The 18,685-nt window shown below is 68.0% G+C and carries 17 protein-coding genes and 1 tRNA gene; 12 read left to right on the forward strand and 6 right to left on the reverse strand.

Translation table 11 applies throughout. From position 1 onward, the window contains the following. Nucleotides 1–40 precede the first annotated feature (40 nt). The 3 genes from OM513_RS05585 to OM513_RS05595 all read right to left on the reverse strand — a co-directional run bounded on the left by OM513_RS05585 (nt 41) and on the right by OM513_RS05595 (nt 2,333). Nucleotides 41–673: a hypothetical protein gene (locus tag OM513_RS05585; RefSeq protein WP_264943170.1), complete on the reverse strand. Its 633-nt coding sequence runs from the start codon at nt 671–673 to the stop codon at nt 41–43. Between the two features lie 98 nt (nt 674–771). Beyond that, on the reverse strand, nt 772–1,236 hold the full coding sequence (gene ruvX, locus OM513_RS05590) for a Holliday junction resolvase RuvX (protein WP_264943171.1): 465 nt from the start codon (nt 1,234–1,236) through the stop codon (nt 772–774). Next, entirely contained in the window at nt 1,233–2,333 is a 1,101-nt protein-coding gene (locus tag OM513_RS05595) for a DUF3089 domain-containing protein (protein ID WP_264943172.1), read from the reverse strand. Before OM513_RS05595 ends, ruvX begins: the two co-directional genes overlap by 4 nt. A gap of 137 nt (nt 2,334–2,470) precedes the next feature. On the opposite strand from OM513_RS05595, the gene OM513_RS05600 reads away from it, so the two are divergent. The 3 genes from OM513_RS05600 to gatA all read left to right on the forward strand — a co-directional run bounded on the left by OM513_RS05600 (nt 2,471) and on the right by gatA (nt 6,544). Further along, complete coding sequence (locus OM513_RS05600) at nt 2,471–4,657, forward strand: DUF4153 domain-containing protein (protein WP_264943173.1); 2,187 nt, start codon at nt 2,471–2,473, stop codon at nt 4,655–4,657. Nucleotides 4,658–4,701: 44 nt separating this feature from the next. After that, nucleotides 4,702–4,989 (forward strand): Asp-tRNA(Asn)/Glu-tRNA(Gln) amidotransferase subunit GatC, encoded by a 288-nt coding sequence (gatC, locus tag OM513_RS05605; protein ID WP_264943174.1) that lies wholly within the window; start codon nt 4,702–4,704, stop codon nt 4,987–4,989. A 70-nt stretch (nt 4,990–5,059) separates the two neighbouring features. Beyond that, nucleotides 5,060–6,544, forward strand: a complete 1,485-nt coding sequence (gatA, locus tag OM513_RS05610; protein WP_264943175.1) for an Asp-tRNA(Asn)/Glu-tRNA(Gln) amidotransferase subunit GatA — start codon at nt 5,060–5,062, stop codon at nt 6,542–6,544. Here gatA and OM513_RS05615 read toward each other — a convergent pair. After that, nucleotides 6,516–7,613 carry an acyltransferase family protein gene (locus OM513_RS05615; RefSeq protein WP_264943176.1) on the reverse strand — a complete coding sequence of 366 codons (1,098 nt, stop codon included), beginning with the start codon at nt 7,611–7,613 and terminating at the stop codon, nt 6,516–6,518. The genes gatA and OM513_RS05615 overlap by 29 nt on opposite strands. A 99-nt stretch (nt 7,614–7,712) precedes the next feature. On the opposite strand from OM513_RS05615, the gene gatB reads away from it, so the two are divergent. Beyond that, nucleotides 7,713–9,224: an Asp-tRNA(Asn)/Glu-tRNA(Gln) amidotransferase subunit GatB gene (gatB, locus tag OM513_RS05620; protein ID WP_264943177.1), complete on the forward strand. Its 1,512-nt coding sequence runs from the start codon at nt 7,713–7,715 to the stop codon at nt 9,222–9,224. Between the two features lie 144 nt (nt 9,225–9,368). Here gatB and OM513_RS05625 read toward each other — a convergent pair whose 3' ends face one another. After that, nucleotides 9,369–9,986 (reverse strand): DUF1192 domain-containing protein, encoded by a 618-nt coding sequence (locus OM513_RS05625; RefSeq protein ID WP_264943178.1) that lies wholly within the window; start codon nt 9,984–9,986, stop codon nt 9,369–9,371. A 322-nt stretch (nt 9,987–10,308) separates the two neighbouring features. Between OM513_RS05625 and OM513_RS05630 the strand changes: the two genes are divergently transcribed. From OM513_RS05630 to tig, 5 genes are all read left to right on the forward strand, one after another. Then, entirely contained in the window at nt 10,309–11,025 is a 717-nt protein-coding gene (locus tag OM513_RS05630; RefSeq protein ID WP_264943179.1) for a hypothetical protein, read from the forward strand. Next, nucleotides 11,026–12,207, forward strand: coding sequence for a M48 family metallopeptidase (locus OM513_RS05635; protein ID WP_264943180.1), 1,182 nt, complete (start codon nt 11,026–11,028; stop codon nt 12,205–12,207). It abuts the gene before it with no gap. Further along, complete coding sequence (locus OM513_RS05640) at nt 12,194–12,826, forward strand: hypothetical protein (protein WP_264943181.1); 633 nt, start codon at nt 12,194–12,196, stop codon at nt 12,824–12,826. Before OM513_RS05635 ends, OM513_RS05640 begins: the two co-directional genes overlap by 14 nt. A 136-nt stretch (nt 12,827–12,962) precedes the next feature. Further along, nucleotides 12,963–13,047: transfer RNA gene (locus OM513_RS05645), tRNA-Leu, on the forward strand. A 67-nt stretch (nt 13,048–13,114) separates the two neighbouring features. Beyond that, nucleotides 13,115–14,674 carry a trigger factor gene (gene tig, locus OM513_RS05650; protein ID WP_264943182.1) on the forward strand — a complete coding sequence of 520 codons (1,560 nt, stop codon included), beginning with the start codon at nt 13,115–13,117 and terminating at the stop codon, nt 14,672–14,674. 138 nt (nt 14,675–14,812) lie between these two features. Here the strand turns inward: tig and OM513_RS05655 are convergent, their stop codons facing one another. After that, on the reverse strand, nt 14,813–15,376 hold the full coding sequence (locus OM513_RS05655) for a DUF2087 domain-containing protein (protein ID WP_264943183.1): 564 nt from the start codon (nt 15,374–15,376) through the stop codon (nt 14,813–14,815). Between the two features lie 246 nt (nt 15,377–15,622). Here OM513_RS05655 and OM513_RS05660 point away from each other — a divergent pair, with 246 nt between their 5' ends. From OM513_RS05660 to clpX, 3 genes are all read left to right on the forward strand, one after another. Then, the gene (locus OM513_RS05660; protein ID WP_264943184.1) at nt 15,623–16,549 is read left to right on the forward strand and encodes a glycosyltransferase family 2 protein; all 927 of its coding nucleotides are present in this window, start codon (nt 15,623–15,625) and stop codon (nt 16,547–16,549) included. A gap of 91 nt (nt 16,550–16,640) precedes the next feature. Continuing rightward, entirely contained in the window at nt 16,641–17,288 is a 648-nt protein-coding gene (locus OM513_RS05665; RefSeq protein WP_264943185.1) for an ATP-dependent Clp protease proteolytic subunit, read from the forward strand. Between the two features lie 103 nt (nt 17,289–17,391). After that, the gene (clpX, locus tag OM513_RS05670; protein ID WP_264943186.1) at nt 17,392–18,657 is read left to right on the forward strand and encodes an ATP-dependent Clp protease ATP-binding subunit ClpX; all 1,266 of its coding nucleotides are present in this window, start codon (nt 17,392–17,394) and stop codon (nt 18,655–18,657) included. Nucleotides 18,658–18,685 lie beyond the last annotated feature (28 nt).

Raw genomic sequence — 18,685 nt, forward strand, 5'->3', positions numbered from 1 at the left:
TTAGCCGCCGCGGCGGGGGGTGGCAAGCGGCCGGAACGCCTCAATTTATCGGCCGCACCTCGATCACCTTCAGATAGCCCATCCGCTCGTTCCAGGGGGGCAGCATGTTGAACTGCGACCAGCGGCCGGGAAGGTAGCTACAGGTGCCGGCGTCCACCTGAGGCCCCACCGGGCCGATCGTCACGGGCAGCAGGCGCACGACCTCATAGGTCACCACGCGGTCCACCGCCGCCTTGAACCCGGTGGTGACCGCCAGATGGGCACGAACGTCCTCCACATCGGCGATATAGTCGAACGTGCCCCAGCCGCCCGGCGAATCGGGCTGCTGCCCCGGCGCGATCGCCATCTGGAAGCGCGTGCCCGTGGGCAGCACCGTGATCGGCGGGTTGGGCACAGTGGGCACGTACCAGGAAGGCCAGGGCGACTGGCCCTTCACCAGCGCCTGATAGGCGGCGGTGGCGGCGGCATCGTCGGCATAGCGCCAGCGGTTTTCCGCCCACCATGCCTTGCCCGGCGGCGAATCGATCGCGGTTGCGTCGCACGCCGGGGCAGGGGAGGGGCTGGGCGCCGGCGCCGCCACAGGCGGGGCGCCCGATGCGGTCTGCGCCACGGCGGGCAGGCAGGTGCCCAGGATCAGGCTTGCGCCAAGCAAAAGCCGGGTTGCGTTCCGCATGATATTTCCCCCTCCAGGCCGATCCGCCGAAGCGATCCGGACGAATATTTGCCGATACTTGATCGCTGGCGGGGCCTTGTCCAGTACCCGCGCCGGTTTCAGCCCGCCGCGACCAGCCCGTCGATCGCGCCTTGCAGGATATAGGCGGCCGCCATCTTGTCGATCAGCTCGGCGCGGCGCGCGCGGCTGGCGTCCTGCTCGATCAGCGTGCGCTCCACCGCGGCGGTGGACCAGCGCTCGTCCCACAGCAGGATCGGCAGCCCCATATCCTCCATGTTGCGGGCGAAGGCGCGGGTGGATTGGGTGCGCGGGCTGTCGCTTCCGTCCAGGTTGAGCGGCAGGCCGATCACCAGACCCACCACCTGCTGCTGCTCCGCCAGCGCCGCCAGCGCCGCCTTGTCCTTGCTGAACTTGGTCCGCCGCACCAGCAGCGCGGGGCTGGCGAAACTCCACCCGGCGTCGCACAGCGCGGTGCCGATCGTCTTGGTGCCCACGTCCAGCCCCATCAGCCGCCCGCCATCGGGCAGCGCGGCGCGGAATTCGGCGGGGGCGGTGGTGATCATTTCCGCCCGAACGCGGCCATCCGCCGCGCGGCATCGGCGCGGACGTTGCCCCAGAACAGGCTGTAGTCGAACACGTGATAGTTGTTCCCGGGCAGCATGTACGGCCCCATGTTCGGCGGGCTGGCGCCGATATTCAGGAAGCCGCGCCCGTCGCACGCCGCGGGGACGAGCCCGGCGGTCAGCTCGGCCGACTTCAGGTCCTTCGACGGGATCAGCGTGCCCAGGTTCGCCTCTGCCGGGGCGCTGCCGCCCGCACGGCCGGTGAGCGGGTTGGTGCAGACCATCGCCGTCGCCGCGCGCGGCTTGCCGGTCAGCCCGGTGGTAGCGTCGAAGATGTCGGTCACCATCGCATGGTCGGCGGGCTCGGCGAAACTCTGCCACGAAAGGATGCAGCCGGCCTGGTCCTCGCGCTCGCACGCGGGCAGCCCCAGCGCGGGCAGATCGGCGGTCAGCGAGATCGGCCAGCCGACGGCATAGGCGGCCACGATCCGCTTCGCGACCGGCTTGCCCGCCACCTGATCGGCCAGCAGCCGGGTGAGCATCAGCGCGCCCTGGCTGTGCCCGGCCAGGATGATCGGCCGGTCGCCCGCCTGTTCCAGGAAGGCGGCGAAGGCGGCGGCCACGTCGCGATAGGCGAAGTCCAGCGCGCGGCTTGCCTCGGCCTGGCTGGTCAGGAAGGCGCCGAACGCCACCTGGCGATAGCGCGGCGCCCAGATCGCGGCGATGCCGTTGAACGCGCTTGCCTGGCCGCGCAGGAACAGCTCGGCGCGGGCATTCGCCTCGGCATTGTCCAGCGGCGCGTTCCAGTGCGTCGCCTCCAGGTATGAGGTCGGGTGGATGAAGAACAGCGCGGCGGGCGGATCGGCGGCCGTGCTCTGCCCGGCGGGCACCCACAGCGCCGGATTGCCCGGCTTGTCCGGCCGCGCGATCCACATCTCGGCCCCCGCATAGGACGGCGGCGGCGCGAGCTGCTCAACGGCCACGCGCGGCACCATGGCAAGGCGCAGAAGCTCCTTGCCCCAGAACCGGTAGGTCATGAGGGCGGCCCCGGCGAGCACGATCAATATGACGACGGCATAAAGGAACTTCCGGGCCACGACCCAATCTCCATTGTGCAATGCAGCATTAGCGGCGCCGGGGCAACCGCGATCCCCGTGGGCGATGGTTGCGAACCATGCAACCGCGATTGACGCGACGGGTTCCCGCGGAGGATATTCGCGCGGGGGAGAGGCCGATGAATCTGCGCGAGCTGATCGGCGTGATCGGGTGGCAGGGCGGTGCCGCCGCCGATGCGATCGCGCGCGCCGCGCAGGGCCATCCCGAATGGCGGGATTTCGCCGATCCGGCCGCGGCCGACCCCGAAGCGCAACTCCCCGATGCGCTGGTTTCCGCGGCGCTTGCCCAGGCGGGCGTGCCGCTGGCGTGGCAGGGCGGCTTCCTTCGCCCGCGCGACTCCGCGCCGCGCGACGAATCGCTGGTGGCAATCGAAGCCGCGATGGCCCGCACGAACCGCGAGGCGATGGCACAGTTGCAACACAAGCCGGAGATTGTCCCGCAACGGGACAAGGATCAACCGGCGCAGGTGGAGAGCAGGAGCATGGAAACGGCACAGGAAGCGGATTGGGAGGCGCATGACGACGGCGATGCCGAAGACGGCGGCCTCGACTGGAACTGGCGCCCCGTGGCGCTGGCGCTGCTCGGGCTGGCGACGGGCGTCGGCGTGCATCTGATCCTCCGGCAGGACTTCGATCCGGCCAGGACCCATTGGCAGCTCATCCAACTCGTCGCGCTGGTCGTCACCGCGGGCATGATCGGCTTCACCGTCGAGCGGCGAAGCTGGATACTTCCGCTGGTCTTCGCGGTCGCCACCGGCGCGGTCGCCGCGGCGGTCACCTGGTGGAACGGCCCGCCGCACCTGTGGGAAGGCAGCGACGGCTGGCGCCTGTTCGCGCTGTTCCTGGCGATCGCCATCGCCGCCCCGCTGTTCCAGGCCGCGCATGGAGAGGGGGCGCCGTCCTTCCCCTATCCCGCGGTCCACGATCATGCCTGGACCAATGTGGTGCTGTGGGTAGCCTGCTGGGTGTTCGTCGGTGTGGTGTTCCTGCTGATGTGGCTGCTCGCCGCGCTGTTCAACCTGATCGAGCTGACCTTCCTGCGCGAGCTGCTGGAGAAGGACTGGTTCATCCGCGCGCTGACCGGCCTGGCGTTCGGCACCGGGCTCGGCGTGCTGCGCGATCATGATGCGGTGGTGCGGCTGCTCCAGCGCGTCGTCGCGACGGTGCTGGCGGTGCTGGCGCCGGTGCTGGCGATCGGGCTGGCGGTGTTCCTGGGTGCGTTGCCCTTCACCGGGCTCAGCGCGCTGTGGGGCGCCACCGATCATGCCACCCCGGTGCTGCTGAGCTGCGTGATCGGTGCGCTGATCCTGGCCAATGCGGTGATCGGCAATTCGGACGAGCAGGAATCGCGGATCGCGGTGCTGCGCTGGGGATCGCTGGCGCTGGCGGTGGTGATCCTGCCGCTGGTCGCGCTGGCGGCGCTGGGCACGGGGCTGCGCATCAGCCAATATGGTTTCACGCCGGACCGGCTGTGGGCCGCCACCTTCGTCGGGATCGCGGCGCTCTATGGCATCGCCTATTGGGTGTCGCTGGTCCGCGGGCGGCTGGAATGGCAGGAAAGCGCGCGGCCCGCGAACCTGGGGCTGGCGTTCGTGGTGCTGCTGGTGTCGCTGGTGCTGGCGACGCCGCTGGTCAGCTTCAACGCGATCTCGGTGCAGGATCAGCTCGCCCGGCTCGAATCGGGCAAGGTGGCGCCGGACAAGTTCGACTGGGCGGCGCTGGCATTCGATTTCGGCCAGCCCGGCCGCGACGCGCTGGAGAAGCTGAAGGCATCGCCCAATGCCGCGATCAAGGCGAAGGCGGTGGAAGCGGCGAAGTCAGACAATCGCTGGGGCCTGGATATGGCCCGGCAGCAGGTTGAGAATGCCGGGAAGGTGACGGTCAACGCGCGTATGCTTCCCGCCGGCGCCAAGCTGCCTGACGGGCTGCGCGACACGCTGGCCGATGCCTTTGACTGCGTGCGCGACAGCAAATGTACCGTGCTGATGGTATCCCCGGCCGAGGCGATCGTGCTGAGCGATTCCTGCTACGCCGTGCCGGAACCGGAGCCCACGCCGGCCCCGGCGCCGGACAAGAGTCAGCCGAAGCTGTCGGTGGCCATGCCGGTGATCGCCAATTCCGGCTGTCAGGGCGGCACCCGGTATCGCTTCGACGGCAAGGCGTGGGAACGCGCCAACTGGCAGCCGCAGCCCGGCCAGCCGGCAACCGCCGCCGCGGGCTTCAAGGACGGCAAGGTCGAGGTGCGCACGGTGCCCCGGCGCCAGCTTTTCGTCGGTGGCGTGCCGGTTGGCGAACCGTTCGAATAGGCGGCGCTTGATGATAGGGGGGCGTGGCTGCTAGTCGCGCCCCCATGTCCGTAGACAAAGACACCGTGAAGAAGGTCGCGAGCCTCGCGCGCATCGCCATCGACGATGCCGCTGCCGAGCGCCTCGTGCCGGAGCTCAACAACATCCTGGGCTGGATCGAGCAGCTCGGCGAGGTCGACACAGCGTCGGTCGAGCCGATGACCGCGGTGATCCCCAACCGGATGCAATTGCGCGAGGACGTCGTCACCGATGGCGGCATCCGCGACGCGGTCCTCACCAACGCGCCGCAGGGCGAGCACGGCTTCTTCACCGTGCCGAAGGTGGTCGAATGATGGCCGCCCCGTACAGTTCCGCTCGCTCCGGGCAGCGCTTCGACGGGCTCAGCGCGAACGGAGGCAAGCTGTGACCGACGTTACCGAACTCGGCGTCGCCGCGATCCGCGATGGCGTCCGCAAGGGGGATTTCTCCGCGCGCGAGGTGGCCGACGCCTTCATCGTGAAGGTCAGCCGCGCCAAGGCGCTGAACGCCTTCATCGTCGAGACGCCCGATCACGCGCTGGCCGCCGCCCGCGCGGCCGACGAGGCGGTGGCCCGAGGCGATGCGCTGAAGCCGCTGGCCGGCGTGCCCATCGGCATGAAGGACCTGTTCGCCACCAAGGGCGTGCAGACCACCGCGGCCAGCCACATGCTGGAGGGGTTCAAGCCCGTCTATGAATCCACCGTGTCGCAGCGACTGTTCGATGCCGGCGCGGGGATGCTGGGCAAGCTGAACCTGGATCAGTTCGCGATGGGATCGTCGAACGAGACCAGCTATTTCGGCAACGTCATCTCGCCGTGGCGGCGCGGCGGCGGCGACAATGCGCCGCTGGCCCCCGGCGGCAGCTCGGGCGGCAGCTCCTCGGCGGTTTCGGCGCGGCTGTGCCCTGGCGCCACCGGCACCGATACCGGCGGATCGATCCGCCAGCCCGCGGCCTTCACCGGCATCAGCGGGATCAAGCCCACCTACGGCCGCTGCTCGCGCTGGGGCATCGTTGCCTTCGCCTCGTCGCTCGATCAGGCCGGGCCGATGGCGCGCGACGTGCGCGATTGCGCGATCCTGCTGGAGGCGATGGCGGGCCACGACGCGAAGGATTCGACCTCGCTGAACCTGCCGGTGCCCAAGTGGGAGGAGAATCTCTCCGCCGACCTGCGCGGCAAGCGGGTGGGCGTGCCCGCCGAATATCTGGTGGACGGCATGCCGTCCGAGATCGCGGCGCTGTGGCAGCAGGGCATAGACTGGGTGAAGGACGCTGGCGCCGAGGTGGTGGAGGTGTCGCTGCCCCACACCAAATACGCGCTGCCGACCTATTACATCATCGCGCCCGCGGAGGCCTCGTCCAACCTCGCGCGCTATGACGGCGTGCGATACGGCCTGCGCGAGCTGGCCGAGGGCGCCAACCTTCAGGAGATGTATGCCGCCACCCGCGCCGCCGGATTCGGCGCCGAGGTGCAGCGCCGCATCCTGATCGGCACCTATGTGCTGTCGGCAGGCTTCTACGACGCCTATTTCACCAAGGCGCAGCGCGTCCGCGCCCTGATCGCGCGCGATTTCGACAATGCCTGGTCGCAGTGCGATCTGCTGCTGACGCCCACCGCGCCCTCGGCCGCGTTCGCGCTGGGCGAGAAGCAGGCCGATCCGATCGCCATGTACCTGAACGACGTCTTCACCGTGCCCGCCAGCCTGGCCGGGCTCCCGGCGATGAGCGTGCCGGGCGGGCTGGACAAGGACGGGCTCCCGCTGGGGCTCCAGATCATCGGCAGGCCGCTCGACGAACAGGGCGTGCTCAACGCGGGCCTTGCGATCGAGCAGCGCGCGGGCTTCACGGCACGGCCGGACGCCTGGTGGTAAGCGGGGCGGGGCGCGCGAGCCTCGCCTTCAGCCAGGCCCTTGCGGGCGTGTCGATCCAGCGCGTCGCGGCCCATGCCGCGGCGAGCGCCAGCGCGGCGAACAACAGGGCTCCGGCATAGCCCAGCGAAGCCAGGGGCGGGCCGCCGGCCGCGCTTAGCGCGCGTTCCAGCATCAGCAGCACCGGCCCGTGCAGCACATAGACGCCATAGGAACAATATCCCAGCCATCGCCCGGCCGCGCGCGGCACCGCCGGATCGTGCGCGTCCGCCGCCAGCAGCACCAGCAACGGAAACCCGATCGCCGCGCAGGCGAAATCATAGGCCGCGCCGCCCGGCATCGTCATCGGTACCGAGAACAGCAGCAGCATCGCGCAGGTCGTCAGCCACCCCGGCACACGGAATCCGGGCCTGAGGCGTGGCCGCCACCGGTACAGCGCCACGCCCGCGAAGAAGCTCCACACCACCCGCGCCGCGCCGCCGGAGAAGCTGGACCAATAAGGACCGGTGTCGAGCGATCCATGGCTGGCCGCCGCCACGGCCAGAAGCGCCAGCCCCGCTGCCAGTACCCGGGCGATCACGCGCCTGCTCAGCCGCAGCGCCAGCACGGCGAACGCCAGGTTCACCGCCAGCTCCCAGAACAGTGACCAAGCGGGGCCGACGAAGGGATAGGGCACGTCCGCCAGCGCCGCGCTCATCGGCGGGGCGGGCAGCATCAGCAGGTTGGGGATCAGCGCCGCGATCCAATGGCCCGGCGCAGGCGCGGCCGGATCGCCCGCGGCCATCGCGGCGAGCCACACCGCCGCGCCCGCCAGCGTCGCCAGCAGGTACAGCGGCCCCAGCCGTGCCAGCCGCTGGAGCATGAACGCGCGCACGCCCATCCCCCCGGCCAGCGCCCGGCCATATCCGTGCGCGATCACGAATCCGCTCAGCACGAAGAACAGGTCCACCGCCAGATAGGAACGCGGCAACGCCACCGGGGCATCGCCCAGCCAGGGAAAGTGGCGCGTCACGATCGCCAGCGCCGCGATCCCGCGGAGCATGTCCAGTGCCTCGAAGCGTTCGGATCGCACGTCCCCCACGATCGCGGTTGATCATGCCCGCGATTAAGGCCGCGTGCGGCAACATCACTGTGATTTCCCTAATGCCCCCGCCGTGCTAGTCGGCCCGGCATGACTGAATCGGCTGCTTCCACTTATCGAATCCAGGGCGACACCGGCGAATGGGAGGTCGTGATCGGCCTTGAGGTCCATGCCCAGGTCACTTCCAACGCCAAGCTCTTTTCCGGCGCCGCCACCGCCTTCGGCGCGGAGCCGAACACGCAGGTGTCGCTGGTCGACGCCGCGATGCCCGGCATGCTGCCCGTGCCCAACAAGGAATGCATCCGCCAGGCGGTGCGCACCGGTATGGCGCTGGGCGCGGTGATCAACAAATGGTCGCGCTTCGATCGCAAGAACTATTTCTACGCCGATCTGCCGCAGGGCTATCAGATCAGCCAGCTCTATCACCCGCTGGTGGGCGAGGGCGCGATCGAGATCAGCCTGGACGAGAAGGACCCCGATGCCGAGGTGAAGACCATCGGCATCGAACGCATCCATGTGGAGCAGGACGCCGGCAAGCTGATGCACGATCAGCATCCGACGCGCAGCTATGTCGATCTCAATCGCGCGGGCGTGGCGCTGATGGAGATCGTGTCGCGGCCCGACATGCGATCGCCGCAGGAGGCCGGGGCCTATCTCAGCAAGCTGCGCTCGATCCTGCGCTATGTCGGATCGTGCGACGGCAACATGGACCAGGGATCGATGCGCGCCGACGTGAACGTCAGCGTGCGCAAGCCCGGCGAGGAATTGGGTACGCGCACCGAGACCAAGAACGTCAACTCGGTCCGCTTCGTGATGCAGGCGATCGAGACCGAGGCGCGCCGCCAGGTCGAGGTGCTGGAGAGCGGCGGCCGCATCGTCCAGGAAACCCGCCTGTTCGATCCCGATCGCGGCGAGACGCGATCGATGCGTTCCAAGGAGGATGCGCACGATTATCGCTATTTCCCCGATCCGGACCTGCTGCCGCTGGAGCTGGACGACGCCTTTCTGGCGGAGTGCGAGGCGAGCCTGCCCGAGCTGCCCGACGCCAAGCGCCGCCGCTATGAGAGCGATCTGGGCCTGCCCGCCTATAACGCCGCGGTGCTGACCGCCGAGGCGGAGACCGCGCGCTGGTTCGAGGCGCTGCTGGCCGAAAGCGCGCGCATCCAGAAGAAGGGCGAGCAGGAGGTGGCGCGCGCCGCATCCAACTGGCTGATCGGCGACCTCTATGGCGCGCTCAACAAGCTGGGCCGTGGCATCGACGAAAGCCCGGTAAGCCCAGAGCGCGGCGCCGAGTTGCTCGCGCTGGTGGCGGACGGCACCATTTCCGGCAGCCTGGCCAAGCAGGTGTTCGAGATCATGCTGGAAACCGGCGAGGCGCCCGGCTGGATCGTCGAGGAGCGCGGGCTGAAGCAGACCAGCGACACGGGCGCGATCGAGGCCGTGATCGCCGAGGTGATGGCCGCGAACGAGGACAAGGTGATCGAATACCGTTCGGGCAAGGACAAGCTGTTCGGCTTCTTCGTCGGCCAGACGATGAAGGCGATGGGCGGCAAGGCCAACCCGGCGGTGGTCAACGAGCTGTTGAAGAAGGCGCTGGGCTAAAGCGGGGCGCGGATGATCTGACCCGTTCGGCCTTCGGCAAGCTCAGGCCGAACGGTCGATCAGGCCGATTCGGGTTTGAGGCGCGATGCTCCCAAGGCGCGGCGCCGCCACCGGGGGTTCCGCGGGTTCCGGCGTGCGTCCGCCTCAGCGCGGGGCGGTGGCGGTCAGATAGGCGCGCAGGTCCGTGGCGATCGCGCGTGAAGCGGTCCGCTCTTCCAGGTCGGCCTCCAGCCGGGCGACCTCTGCCTCAACCGCCGCGCGGCGCTGTTCCGCAGGCTGGGCCGAAAGCGGGCCATAGATCTCGGCGGCGCGCGCCCACAGTCCGTCGCGGCTCTCCACATCCTCCATCGTGCGGGCGAAGGGGGCGGGCAGGGGTACGAAGCCCTCCGGCGTCGCCTTGAACGCCGCCACCACCAGCGTGCCGCGCGAGAAGGCGGTGCGCTGGCACGATCCCCAGGAAACCGAGGGGTGCGCCTTGTCCAGCGGGGTCACGTTCGGCGCGGCGGTGGCGGTGCCGCGCACGCGGATCGCATCGCCGGGCGCCTGGCCCTTGTAGGTGCGCACCGGCTTGAGCGCGATGTGGCTCAGATACTGCGGATCGTTCTTCTTGAGCTGCTCGACGCGGGCCAGCACGACCAGGTCCGCGGATTCGACCAGCTCGAAATTGGTCGGCGTGCGATACCCCGGCTGCACGGAGCAGGCGGTCGCGGCGGGCGCGGCGAGCGGGGCCAGGAGGGCGGCGGCAAGGATCAGGCTTCGCATGCGGTCCCTAATTTCACCGTGGGCGCCGCGGCGCAAGTACATGGTGCCGCCGCTGCGCGGCTTATCCCCAAATGAGGCCGATTGCGGCTGTGCGGGTACCCGGTATCTAATTGCCGGCGGGGAGGTGCCGATTCGGCGCCGGATTTGGAGGAAATCAGGGGCGCGCGACCGGGAGGGGAGGCCAGCCCGGGCATGAAATAATCCGTTCCGGCGGAGAATTTTGAGTTTTCACTTGTCGGCCAATTGCGTGGCGATAAGTGTTTCGTGGCGCGCCGCTGGTGCGAATGGGGGGCTTACTGTGATTCTTCGTTGCCTCGCGGCATTGGCTGCGATCTTTCTTGTGATGCCAACAGTAGCCGCGGCTCAGGAACGGCACGCGGTTCGTCCGGGTTTCGCCTATCCCAAGGATCGCGAAGTAAAGATCGTTGTGTTCCGCCCCGACGTCCGCGTCGGGACGCTTACCGCTGGCGGTCTGGACGAGCCGAATGCGGACTGGACCGCGACCGCGCGCACCTTGATCGCCGCGGAGATCGAACGTGCCCATGGCGTGCAGGGCGCGACGGTTTCGTTCGTTGGCGAGCCGGAGGGCGAGGACGGCGTTCGTCTGGCGCAATATCGCGCCTTGTTCGGCGCGGTTGCTGACGCGATCATGATTCACCGGCTGTTTGTCGGAAACCGGCTGCAATCCAAGAAGGAAGGGCTGGATTGGACGCTCGGCGAGGGCGTGTCGGCGCTGGCCGACGCGACGGGCGCGGACTATGGGCTCTTCCTGTTCACGCATGATGCCTATGGGTCCAGCGGGCGCAAGGCCGCGCAGATTTTCGGGGCGATGTTCGGGGTCGCCGTGATACCGGGAATTCACGTCGGCTATGCCGGCTTGATCGATTTGAAGACCGGCGATGTCATCTGGCTGAACGCCGATCCCCAGATGGGCGGTGACGTGCGCACGCCCGAGGGTGCTCAGAAGCGGGTCGGCCAGCTTCTCGATGGGCTGCCCGGGCGCCCCGTAGAGGCGCCGGCCACGGCAAAGCGCAACTAGATGTTTCGCCGCGGGACCGCCATGCTGGCGGTGTCCTCGTTGCTGGCGGGTTCGATGGTGCCGCAGTCCTCGGCCGCGCCAGGGCAGGAGGCCTCGCCGCCTGTGACCCAGGCCGCCTATGTCCCAAAGGACAAGGACGAACGCGGTCTATGGATGATGGCGGACGAGGAAGAGCGCCAGTTGCGCACCTCGAACTTCGTGATCCGCGATCCGGCGATCAACGCCTATGTGCGCGACGTGCTGTGCAGAACGATCGGCCAGGCCGAATGCGCGCCGATCAGGCTATATGTCGTCCGCACTCCATATTTTAACGCGACGAGCGCGCCGAACGGCATGATCCAGGTCTGGTCGGGCCTGTTCCTGCGCGTTCGCAACGAAGCGCAGTTGGCGGCCGTGCTGGCGCATGAATATGTCCATTATCGCGACCGCCATTTCCTGCTGCTGTGGCGCGAGCTCCGGGCCAGGGCGGGATCGGCCACGTTTCTGTCGATGTTCGGATTGATCGGTTCGCTGGTGGCGATGGGACAGCTCTCGACCGTCTTCAGCTTTTCGCGGGATCAGGAGTCCGCTGCCGATTCCGGGGCGGTCTATATGCTTGCGAACGCGGGCTACGATACCCGCGAAAGCGCGCTGGTGTGGGGGCAGATACGCGACGAGGCGGATGCCACCGCGGCCGCACGCCAGGCAAAGAGCCGCAAGGATAAGAACGGCGGCATCTTCGCGACGCATCCGCCCACGGCGGATCGCATGACCGCGCTCTTCGCCTTGTCCGAAAAGGTGAAGGCGAACGGCGAGCCGGTTAACGGGGTGGACCGCTATCATGCCATGCTCGCCACCCTGTGGCCCAGCCTGATTGATGACCAGATCAAGCTGAACGATCTGGGGGCCACCGAATTCCTGCTTGCCAGCCTTGCCGGCGGCACCTGGACCGCCGATCTTCTGTACGCCCGCGGCGAAACCTATCGCGCGCGCGGCGCCGCTGGCGATTTCGAGAAGGCCGCGGGTTTCTATCGCGAGGCGATGGCGCAGGCGCCGGCGAACCCCGAGGTGCGCCGTGGCCTGGGCCTGTCGCTGCTGCGGCTGGATTCTGCGGACGAGGGCAGGGAGCAACTGAAGGAATATCTTAGACTCAAGCCGGACGCGGTCGACGCGCCGATGATCCGGATGCTTGCTGGGGGATGAAATGATACGTCGAATTCTGTCTTTCGCGGCTGCGGCCGCGCTGTTGCTGGCGCCACAGAGCGCGACCGCCGGGTGGAAGGCCATTGCCCAGGGCAAGCCGATCGCTGTGGCGAAGACCGGCCTGACCGTCACGGCGCCCAGCGGGGTGTGGAACAGGTGGTCGCTGCGGCCGTCGAAAAAGTCCGAGCTGTGGACGAAGGACGGTTTGGCGCTGAACGAGCTGGCTTTCTACTCGGGCGTCACCAGCGGCGAACCGATCTTCCGGGAGGTGGACAAGAAAAATAGCCCGCTGCCGAAGTTCAACTCGAAAATGCTCGCGCCGGACGTGGTGGCGCTGTTCGAGGCTTCGAACCGCATTGCGTTGAAGACGTCGCTCTTCAGTGTCGATTCGGTTGAGCCCGCGCAGTTCGTGGGGCAGCCCGGGGTGCGTTTCACCTTCACCTACAGTGTCCAGAACAACGATCTGGTGCGAAAGGGGGAGGCGCGTGCTGCTGTGCTACGCGGGCAGCTCTACATGATCACCTTCATCGCGCCGTCGATCTATTACTTCGACAACGGCATCGCGGATGCCCGCGCGATCATGGATAGCGCCGTCCTGCTGCCGGTGGCCGCGAAGTAGGCCCCGCACGGGCGGCTTTCGGGGAGCGTTTGCCCCGATCGAGGCGCGGGAAATCCGGCGCGGGTGTGGGCATTCGCTTCTTGCCTTGCCCCGCGCCACCCGGTTGCTATAGAGCCCGCCGACCGGCGGTGCCCATGCGGGCGTGGCGGAACTGGTAGACGCGCTGGATTTAGGTTCCAGTATCGCAAGATGTGGGGGTTCGAGTCCCTTCGCCCGCACCAGCCCGTCGCTCGTGACCCGCGCAACCGGGCACGTGATTCCCATTCGAATAGTTGGAAGCCTGAAAGAATGCAGACTGTCGAGACGTTGAACGAGGGCCTGAAGCGCGCCTACACGCTGACGATCACCGCCAAGGACATCGACGCGATGGTCGATGCCGAGGTTGCGCGGGTTGCCCCGCAGGTGCGCATGCCGGGCTTCCGCCCCGGCAAGGTGCCCACCAACCTGATCCGCAAGATGCACGGCGAGGCGCTGGCGCAGGACGCGCTCAACAACTCGATCCGCGACGGCGTCCAGGCGCTGATCACCAAGCACAAGCTGCGCCCGGCGATGCAGCCGGCGGTCAGCCTGGCCGACGGATATGAGAACGGCAAGGACGCCGAGATCACCGTCGAGCTGGAGGTGCTGCCCGATGTGCCCGCGCCGTCGATCGAGGGCATCAAGCTCGAGCGTCTGGTGGTCCCGGTCTCTGACGAGGCGGTGGAGGAGCAGCTCGCCCAGCTCGCGCGCCAGTCGCGCCGGTGGGAGGATGCGCCCAAGGATCACGCCGCCGCCGAGGGCGACCAGGTGGTGATGGACTTCGCCGGATCGGTCGACGGCGTCGCCTTCGAGGGCGGCACCGGCGAGGGCATGGTGGTCGAGCTGGGCTCGGGCCGCCTGATCCCGGGTTTCGAGGAGCAGCTCTCCGGCGCCAAGGCGGGCGACGAGCGCACCATCGAGGTGACCTTCCCCGCCGATTATCCCGTCGAGAACCTGGCCGGCAAGGCGGCGAGCTTCGCGGTGAAGGTGACGGTGGTGCAGACCGCCATCCCGACCCCGATCGACGATACGCTGGCCACCGGCCTGGGCCTCCAGAGCCTGGAGCAGCTCAAGGGCCTGCTGAAGGGCCAGCTCGAACAGCAGAGCGCGGGCCTCACCCGCACCCATATGAAGCGCAAGCTGCTCGATCATCTGGCCGCCGGCCATGATTTCCCGGTCCCGCCCTCGATGGTGGACGCCGAGTTCGAGCAGATCTGGGCGCAGCTCACCCATGAGGCGGGCCATGAGGAAGATCCCGCCGCCGCGATGGCCGAGCTCGAGTCCGAGCGCGGCGACTATGTCGCCATCGCGGAGCGCCGCGTGCGCCTGGGCCTGCTGCTGTCGGAAATCGGCACCGCCAACGGCGTCGAGGTTTCCCCGCAGGAGATGAACCAGCTCATCGGCCAGGCCGCGCAGCAATATTCGCCGGCCGACCGCGAGCGCTTCATCCAGATGCTGCGCGAGCAGCCGATGGCCGCCGCGCAGCTCCGCGCGCCACTGTTCGAGGACAAGGTCGTCGAATTCCTGTTCGGCAAGGCCGAGGTGACCGAGCGCGAAGTGACGCGCGAGGAGCTGGAAGCCGCGATCGAGAGCGAGGACGGCGCCATCCCGCACGTCCATGGCCCGGATTGCGATCACGGCCATGATCACGCCCCGGCCAAGCCGAAGAAGGCCGCCAAGGCGAAGGCCGAGGAAGCTCCCGCCGAGGAGAAGCCCGCCAAGAAGCCGGCCGCCAAGAAGGCGAAGGCAGAGGAAGCCGCCCCCGCCGAGGAGGCTGCCGCCGAGAAGCCGAAGAAGAAGGCCCCGGCCAAGAAGAAGTCCGAGGACTGATAGCCCGTTCAGGGCGGTGGACCGGCGCCCGGCTTCCCCGTTTCGGCGGGGCGGCCGGACGCCGGTCTCGTTTCCGGCTGCGCGCCTTTGCGGGATATGTCCGCGCGGGTGCGGGCTGGCGTTCCCCCGGCCGGGGCCTCAGCGGGGCTGCGCGGCGCTCCGGCGGCGCAACTCCAGGTAGCGGATCAGCGCCGCGGCCTCGGGCGGGGGCGCCTGTTCGCGGCGGCAATAGATGCGGCCGTCGCGCGTGCGGGTCATCAGCCCGTTCTCGCTCAGCACGCGGCGCAGGATCGCCGCATCGCCGAAATTGTGGAGCGTGTTGAGCAATAGGCTGATCTGCCGCTCGCTGAACACCTCGCCCGGCGGGACCTGAGCCCATAGCGCCCAGACGCACAGGTGCTGCAGCCCCGTTCGTGCGGGCCATTGCGCCAGCTTTCCGTCTGCGTCGAAATAGCGCGCGGCGCGCTGCACCAGCACATGGTCCAAGGGCACGGCCGCGGGCGGGGCGGGGCGTTCCAGCGCGTCGCGGGCGTTGGCCTGCGCGCGCAGGTGCTGGAAATTGCGGTGCCCGGCCGCGCGGGCCAGGATGTTGAGCATCTCGACATGGCCCGGCGGGGCTTCGCGCGCGGCCATCTGGGCGCGCAGCGACTTGGCCAGCGCGGATATGTCGGAAACCGAATAGGCGATCACTTCTCTGGACACGTCATCCTCCATGTGCCTGATCCTGGGCGGATGTCGGGGGTCACCGGCTTGCGACGCGGCACGGGAAGGGACGTTTGGCCCGAAGTGCGAGTGGCAGGTTTAGCTCCCCTTGCGGGGCGGTGACGCCTGGGTGGACTGCTGACCCTTGCCGCCAGATAGGCCCGGCGCGGCGCGCAGGCAACCGGGATCGCCGCCGCCCGCCGAAAATCGTCGAATCCTCCTGCGATCCGCCCTATGAGCGGGCGCATGACGCCCCGCATCGCCGTCCTGCTCCCTTGCTACAACGAAGAAGCCGCCATCGCGCAGACCGTTGCGGGTTTCCGCGCCGCGCTGCCCGGCGCCACCGTCTATGTCTATGACAACAACAGCGGCGACCGCACGATCGAGGTAGCGCGCGCGGCGGGCGCCGTGGTGCGCAGCGAGCGGACGCAGGGCAAGGGCAACGTGGTCCGCCGCATGTTCGCGGATATCGAGGCGGACGTCTATGTGATGGCCGACGGCGACGCGACCTATGACGCCGCCGCCGCCCCGGCGCTGGTCGGGCGGCTGTTGGAAGAGGGGCTCGACATGGTCGTCGGCACCCGCGTGCATGAGGAGGCGCAGGCCTATCGCCGCGGCCATGTGCTCGGCAACCGGATGATGACGGGCATTCTCACCAGCCTGTTCGGGCGCAGCTTCACCGACATCTTCTCGGGCTACCGCGTCTTTTCCCGCCGGTTCGTGAAGAGCTTTCCGGTGCTGTCCGCCGGGTTCGAGATCGAGACCGAGATCAGCGTCCACGCGCTGGAGCTGAAGATGCCGGTGGGCGAGGCGGAGACGACCTATTTCGCCCGGCTGGAAGGTTCGCATTCGAAGCTTTCGACCTATCGCGACGGCTTGCGCATCCTGGGTACGATCCTGACGCTCTATCGCATCGAGAAGCCGCGGCTGTTCTTCGGCACGATCGCGGCGGTGTTCGCGCTGCTGTCGCTCGCGATCGCGCTGCCGCTGGTGCCGACCTATCTCAAGACCGGGCTGGTGCCGCGCTTCCCCACGGCCATCCTGGCGACGGGGCTGATGATCCTGGCCTTCCTCAACTATTTCACCGGGCTGATCCTGGACACGGTGGTGCGCGGGCGGCGCGAGGTGCGGCGGCTGGCCTATCTGGCGGTGCCGGGGCCGCTGGCGGACTGAGCGCCGCCGTTCACCGTGATCCCCCCTTGCGCGCGGCAACCCGAGCGCCGATGTAAGGCCCGGGCAAAACAGAAATACGAGATATCCTGAAATGCATCCCCTGAGCGACAGCCGCATCACCGACGGCCTGGTTCCCATCGTCATCGAACAGTCGAGCCGCGGCGAGCGCAGCTTCGACATCTATTCGCGCCTGCTGCGTGAGCGCATCGTGTTCGTGACCGGGCCGATCGAGGATCACATGGCCTCGCTGATCACCGCCCAGCTCCTCTTCCTCGAGTCCGAGAACCCGAAGAAGGATATCTGGATGTACATCAATTCGCCGGGCGGCGTGGTGACCGCCGGCATGGCGATCCACGATACCATGCAGTATATCCGGCCCAAGGTCGGCACCGTCTGCATCGGCCAGGCGGCGTCGATGGGCAGCTTCTTGCTGGCGTCGGGCGAGCCGGGGATGCGCGTGGCGCTCACCAACGCGCGGATCATGCTGCACCAGCCCTCGGGCGGCGCGCAGGGCATGGCCAGCGACATCGAGATCCAGGCGCGCGAGATCCTGCGCATCCGCGCGCGGATGAATGCGCTCTATTCAAAGTACACCGGCCAGCCGATCGAGGAGATCGAGCGGGTGATGGATCGCGACAGCTTCTTCGAGGCGCCCGAGGCCAAGAAGTTCGGCGTGGTCGACGAGGTGTTCGAAAAGCGCCCCGTTCCGGCCGAGGATGCGTCGTCAGGAGCTGCTTAAGGAAGCTGGGTTATACGCCCAGATTCTGGATTGCCGGATAAACCCCCGCGTGTAGGATGGCGGGTGGTGTAACGCGCCCCTCAAGGCGCCAAGGATGGATTGAATGACGAAGCTAAGCGGCGGTGACTCGAAGAGCACGCTCTACTGCTCGTTCTGCGGCAAGTCGCAGCATGAGGTGCGCAAGCTCATCGCAGGCCCGACCGTGTTCATCTGCGATGAGTGCGTCGAGCTCTGCAACGACATCATCCGCGAAGAGACCAAGTCGTCGCTCGTCTCGAAAAAGGACGGCGGCGTGCCGAGCCCGCAGGAGATCTGCGACGTCCTGGACGATTACGTCATCGGGCAGAAGCGCGCCAAGCGCGTGCTGTCGGTCGCGGTTCACAACCACTACAAGCGGCTGAACCACGGCGCCAAGGGCGCGGATGTCGAGCTTTCGAAGTCGAACATCCTGCTCGTCGGCCCCACCGGTTGCGGAAAGACGCTGCTGGCGCAGACGCTGGCGCGTATCCTCGACGTGCCCTTCACCATGGCCGACGCGACGACGCTGACCGAGGCGGGCTATGTCGGCGAAGATGTCGAGAACATCATCCTGAAGCTGCTCCAGGCCAGCGACTATAATGTCGAGCGGGCGCAGCGCGGCATCGTCTACATCGACGAGATCGACAAGATAAGCCGCAAGGCCGAGAACCCGTCGATCACCCGCGACGTTTCCGGCGAGGGCGTGCAGCAGGCGCTGCTCAAGCTGATGGAGGGCACCACGGCTTCGGTGCCCCCGCAGGGCGGGCGCAAGCATCCGCAGCAGGAATTCCTGCAGGTGGATACGACCAACATCCTGTTCATCTGCGGCGGCGCGTTCAGCGGGCTGGAGAAGATCATCGGCGATCGCCTGCAGGGCAAGTCGATCGGCTTCGGCGCGCATGTCGCCGCGCCCGACGAGCGCCGCACCGGCGAGACGCTGAAGCAGGTCGAGCCCGAGGATCTGCTCAAGTTCGGCCTGATCCCCGAGTTCGTCGGCCGCCTGCCGGTGATCGCGACGCTGGAGGATCTGGATACCGACGCGCTGGTGAAGATACTGACCGAGCCGAAGAACGCGCTGGTGAAACAGTATCAGAAGCTGTTCGACATGGAATCGGTGCGGCTAGGCTTTACCGACGACGCGCTCACCGCGGTCGCGAAGAAGGCGATCGAGCGCAAGACCGGCGCCCGCGGCCTCCGCTCGATCCTGGAAGGCATCCTGCTCGACACGATGTTCGATCTGCCCAGCATGGACGGCGTGGACGAGGTGATGGTCGACAAGGACGTCGTCGGCGGCACCAAGGAGCCTGTGCGCGTCTACTCCAAGAAGGAAAAGACCGGCGACGCGGCCTGATCCGCGGACGGCCTGATCCACGGACGGA

It is taken from the genome of Sphingomonas canadensis, from assembly GCF_026013525.1.
Lineage (GTDB): Bacteria > Pseudomonadota > Alphaproteobacteria > Sphingomonadales > Sphingomonadaceae > Sphingomonas > Sphingomonas canadensis.

Excerpts from the sequence above, each read along its gene's own strand:
- OM513_RS05585 (WP_264943170.1), bottom strand. The coding sequence starts at position 673 with ATGCGGAACGCAACCCGGCTTTTGCTTGGCGCAAGCCTGATCCTGGGC.
- ruvX (WP_264943171.1), bottom strand. The coding sequence starts at position 1,236 with ATGATCACCACCGCCCCCGCCGAATTCCGCGCCGCGCTGCCCGATGGC.
- OM513_RS05600 (WP_264943173.1), top strand. The coding sequence starts at position 2,471 with ATGAATCTGCGCGAGCTGATCGGCGTGATCGGGTGGCAGGGCGGTGCC.
- gatC (WP_264943174.1), top strand. The coding sequence starts at position 4,702 with ATGTCCGTAGACAAAGACACCGTGAAGAAGGTCGCGAGCCTCGCGCGC.
- gatB (WP_264943177.1), top strand. The coding sequence starts at position 7,713 with ATGACTGAATCGGCTGCTTCCACTTATCGAATCCAGGGCGACACCGGC.
- OM513_RS05625 (WP_264943178.1), bottom strand. The coding sequence starts at position 9,986 with ATGCGAAGCCTGATCCTTGCCGCCGCCCTCCTGGCCCCGCTCGCCGCG.
- OM513_RS05635 (WP_264943180.1), top strand. The coding sequence starts at position 11,026 with ATGTTTCGCCGCGGGACCGCCATGCTGGCGGTGTCCTCGTTGCTGGCG.
- tig (WP_264943182.1), top strand. The coding sequence starts at position 13,115 with ATGCAGACTGTCGAGACGTTGAACGAGGGCCTGAAGCGCGCCTACACG.
- OM513_RS05660 (WP_264943184.1), top strand. The coding sequence starts at position 15,623 with ATGACGCCCCGCATCGCCGTCCTGCTCCCTTGCTACAACGAAGAAGCC.
- OM513_RS05665 (WP_264943185.1), top strand. The coding sequence starts at position 16,641 with ATGCATCCCCTGAGCGACAGCCGCATCACCGACGGCCTGGTTCCCATC.
- clpX (WP_264943186.1), top strand. The coding sequence starts at position 17,392 with ATGACGAAGCTAAGCGGCGGTGACTCGAAGAGCACGCTCTACTGCTCG.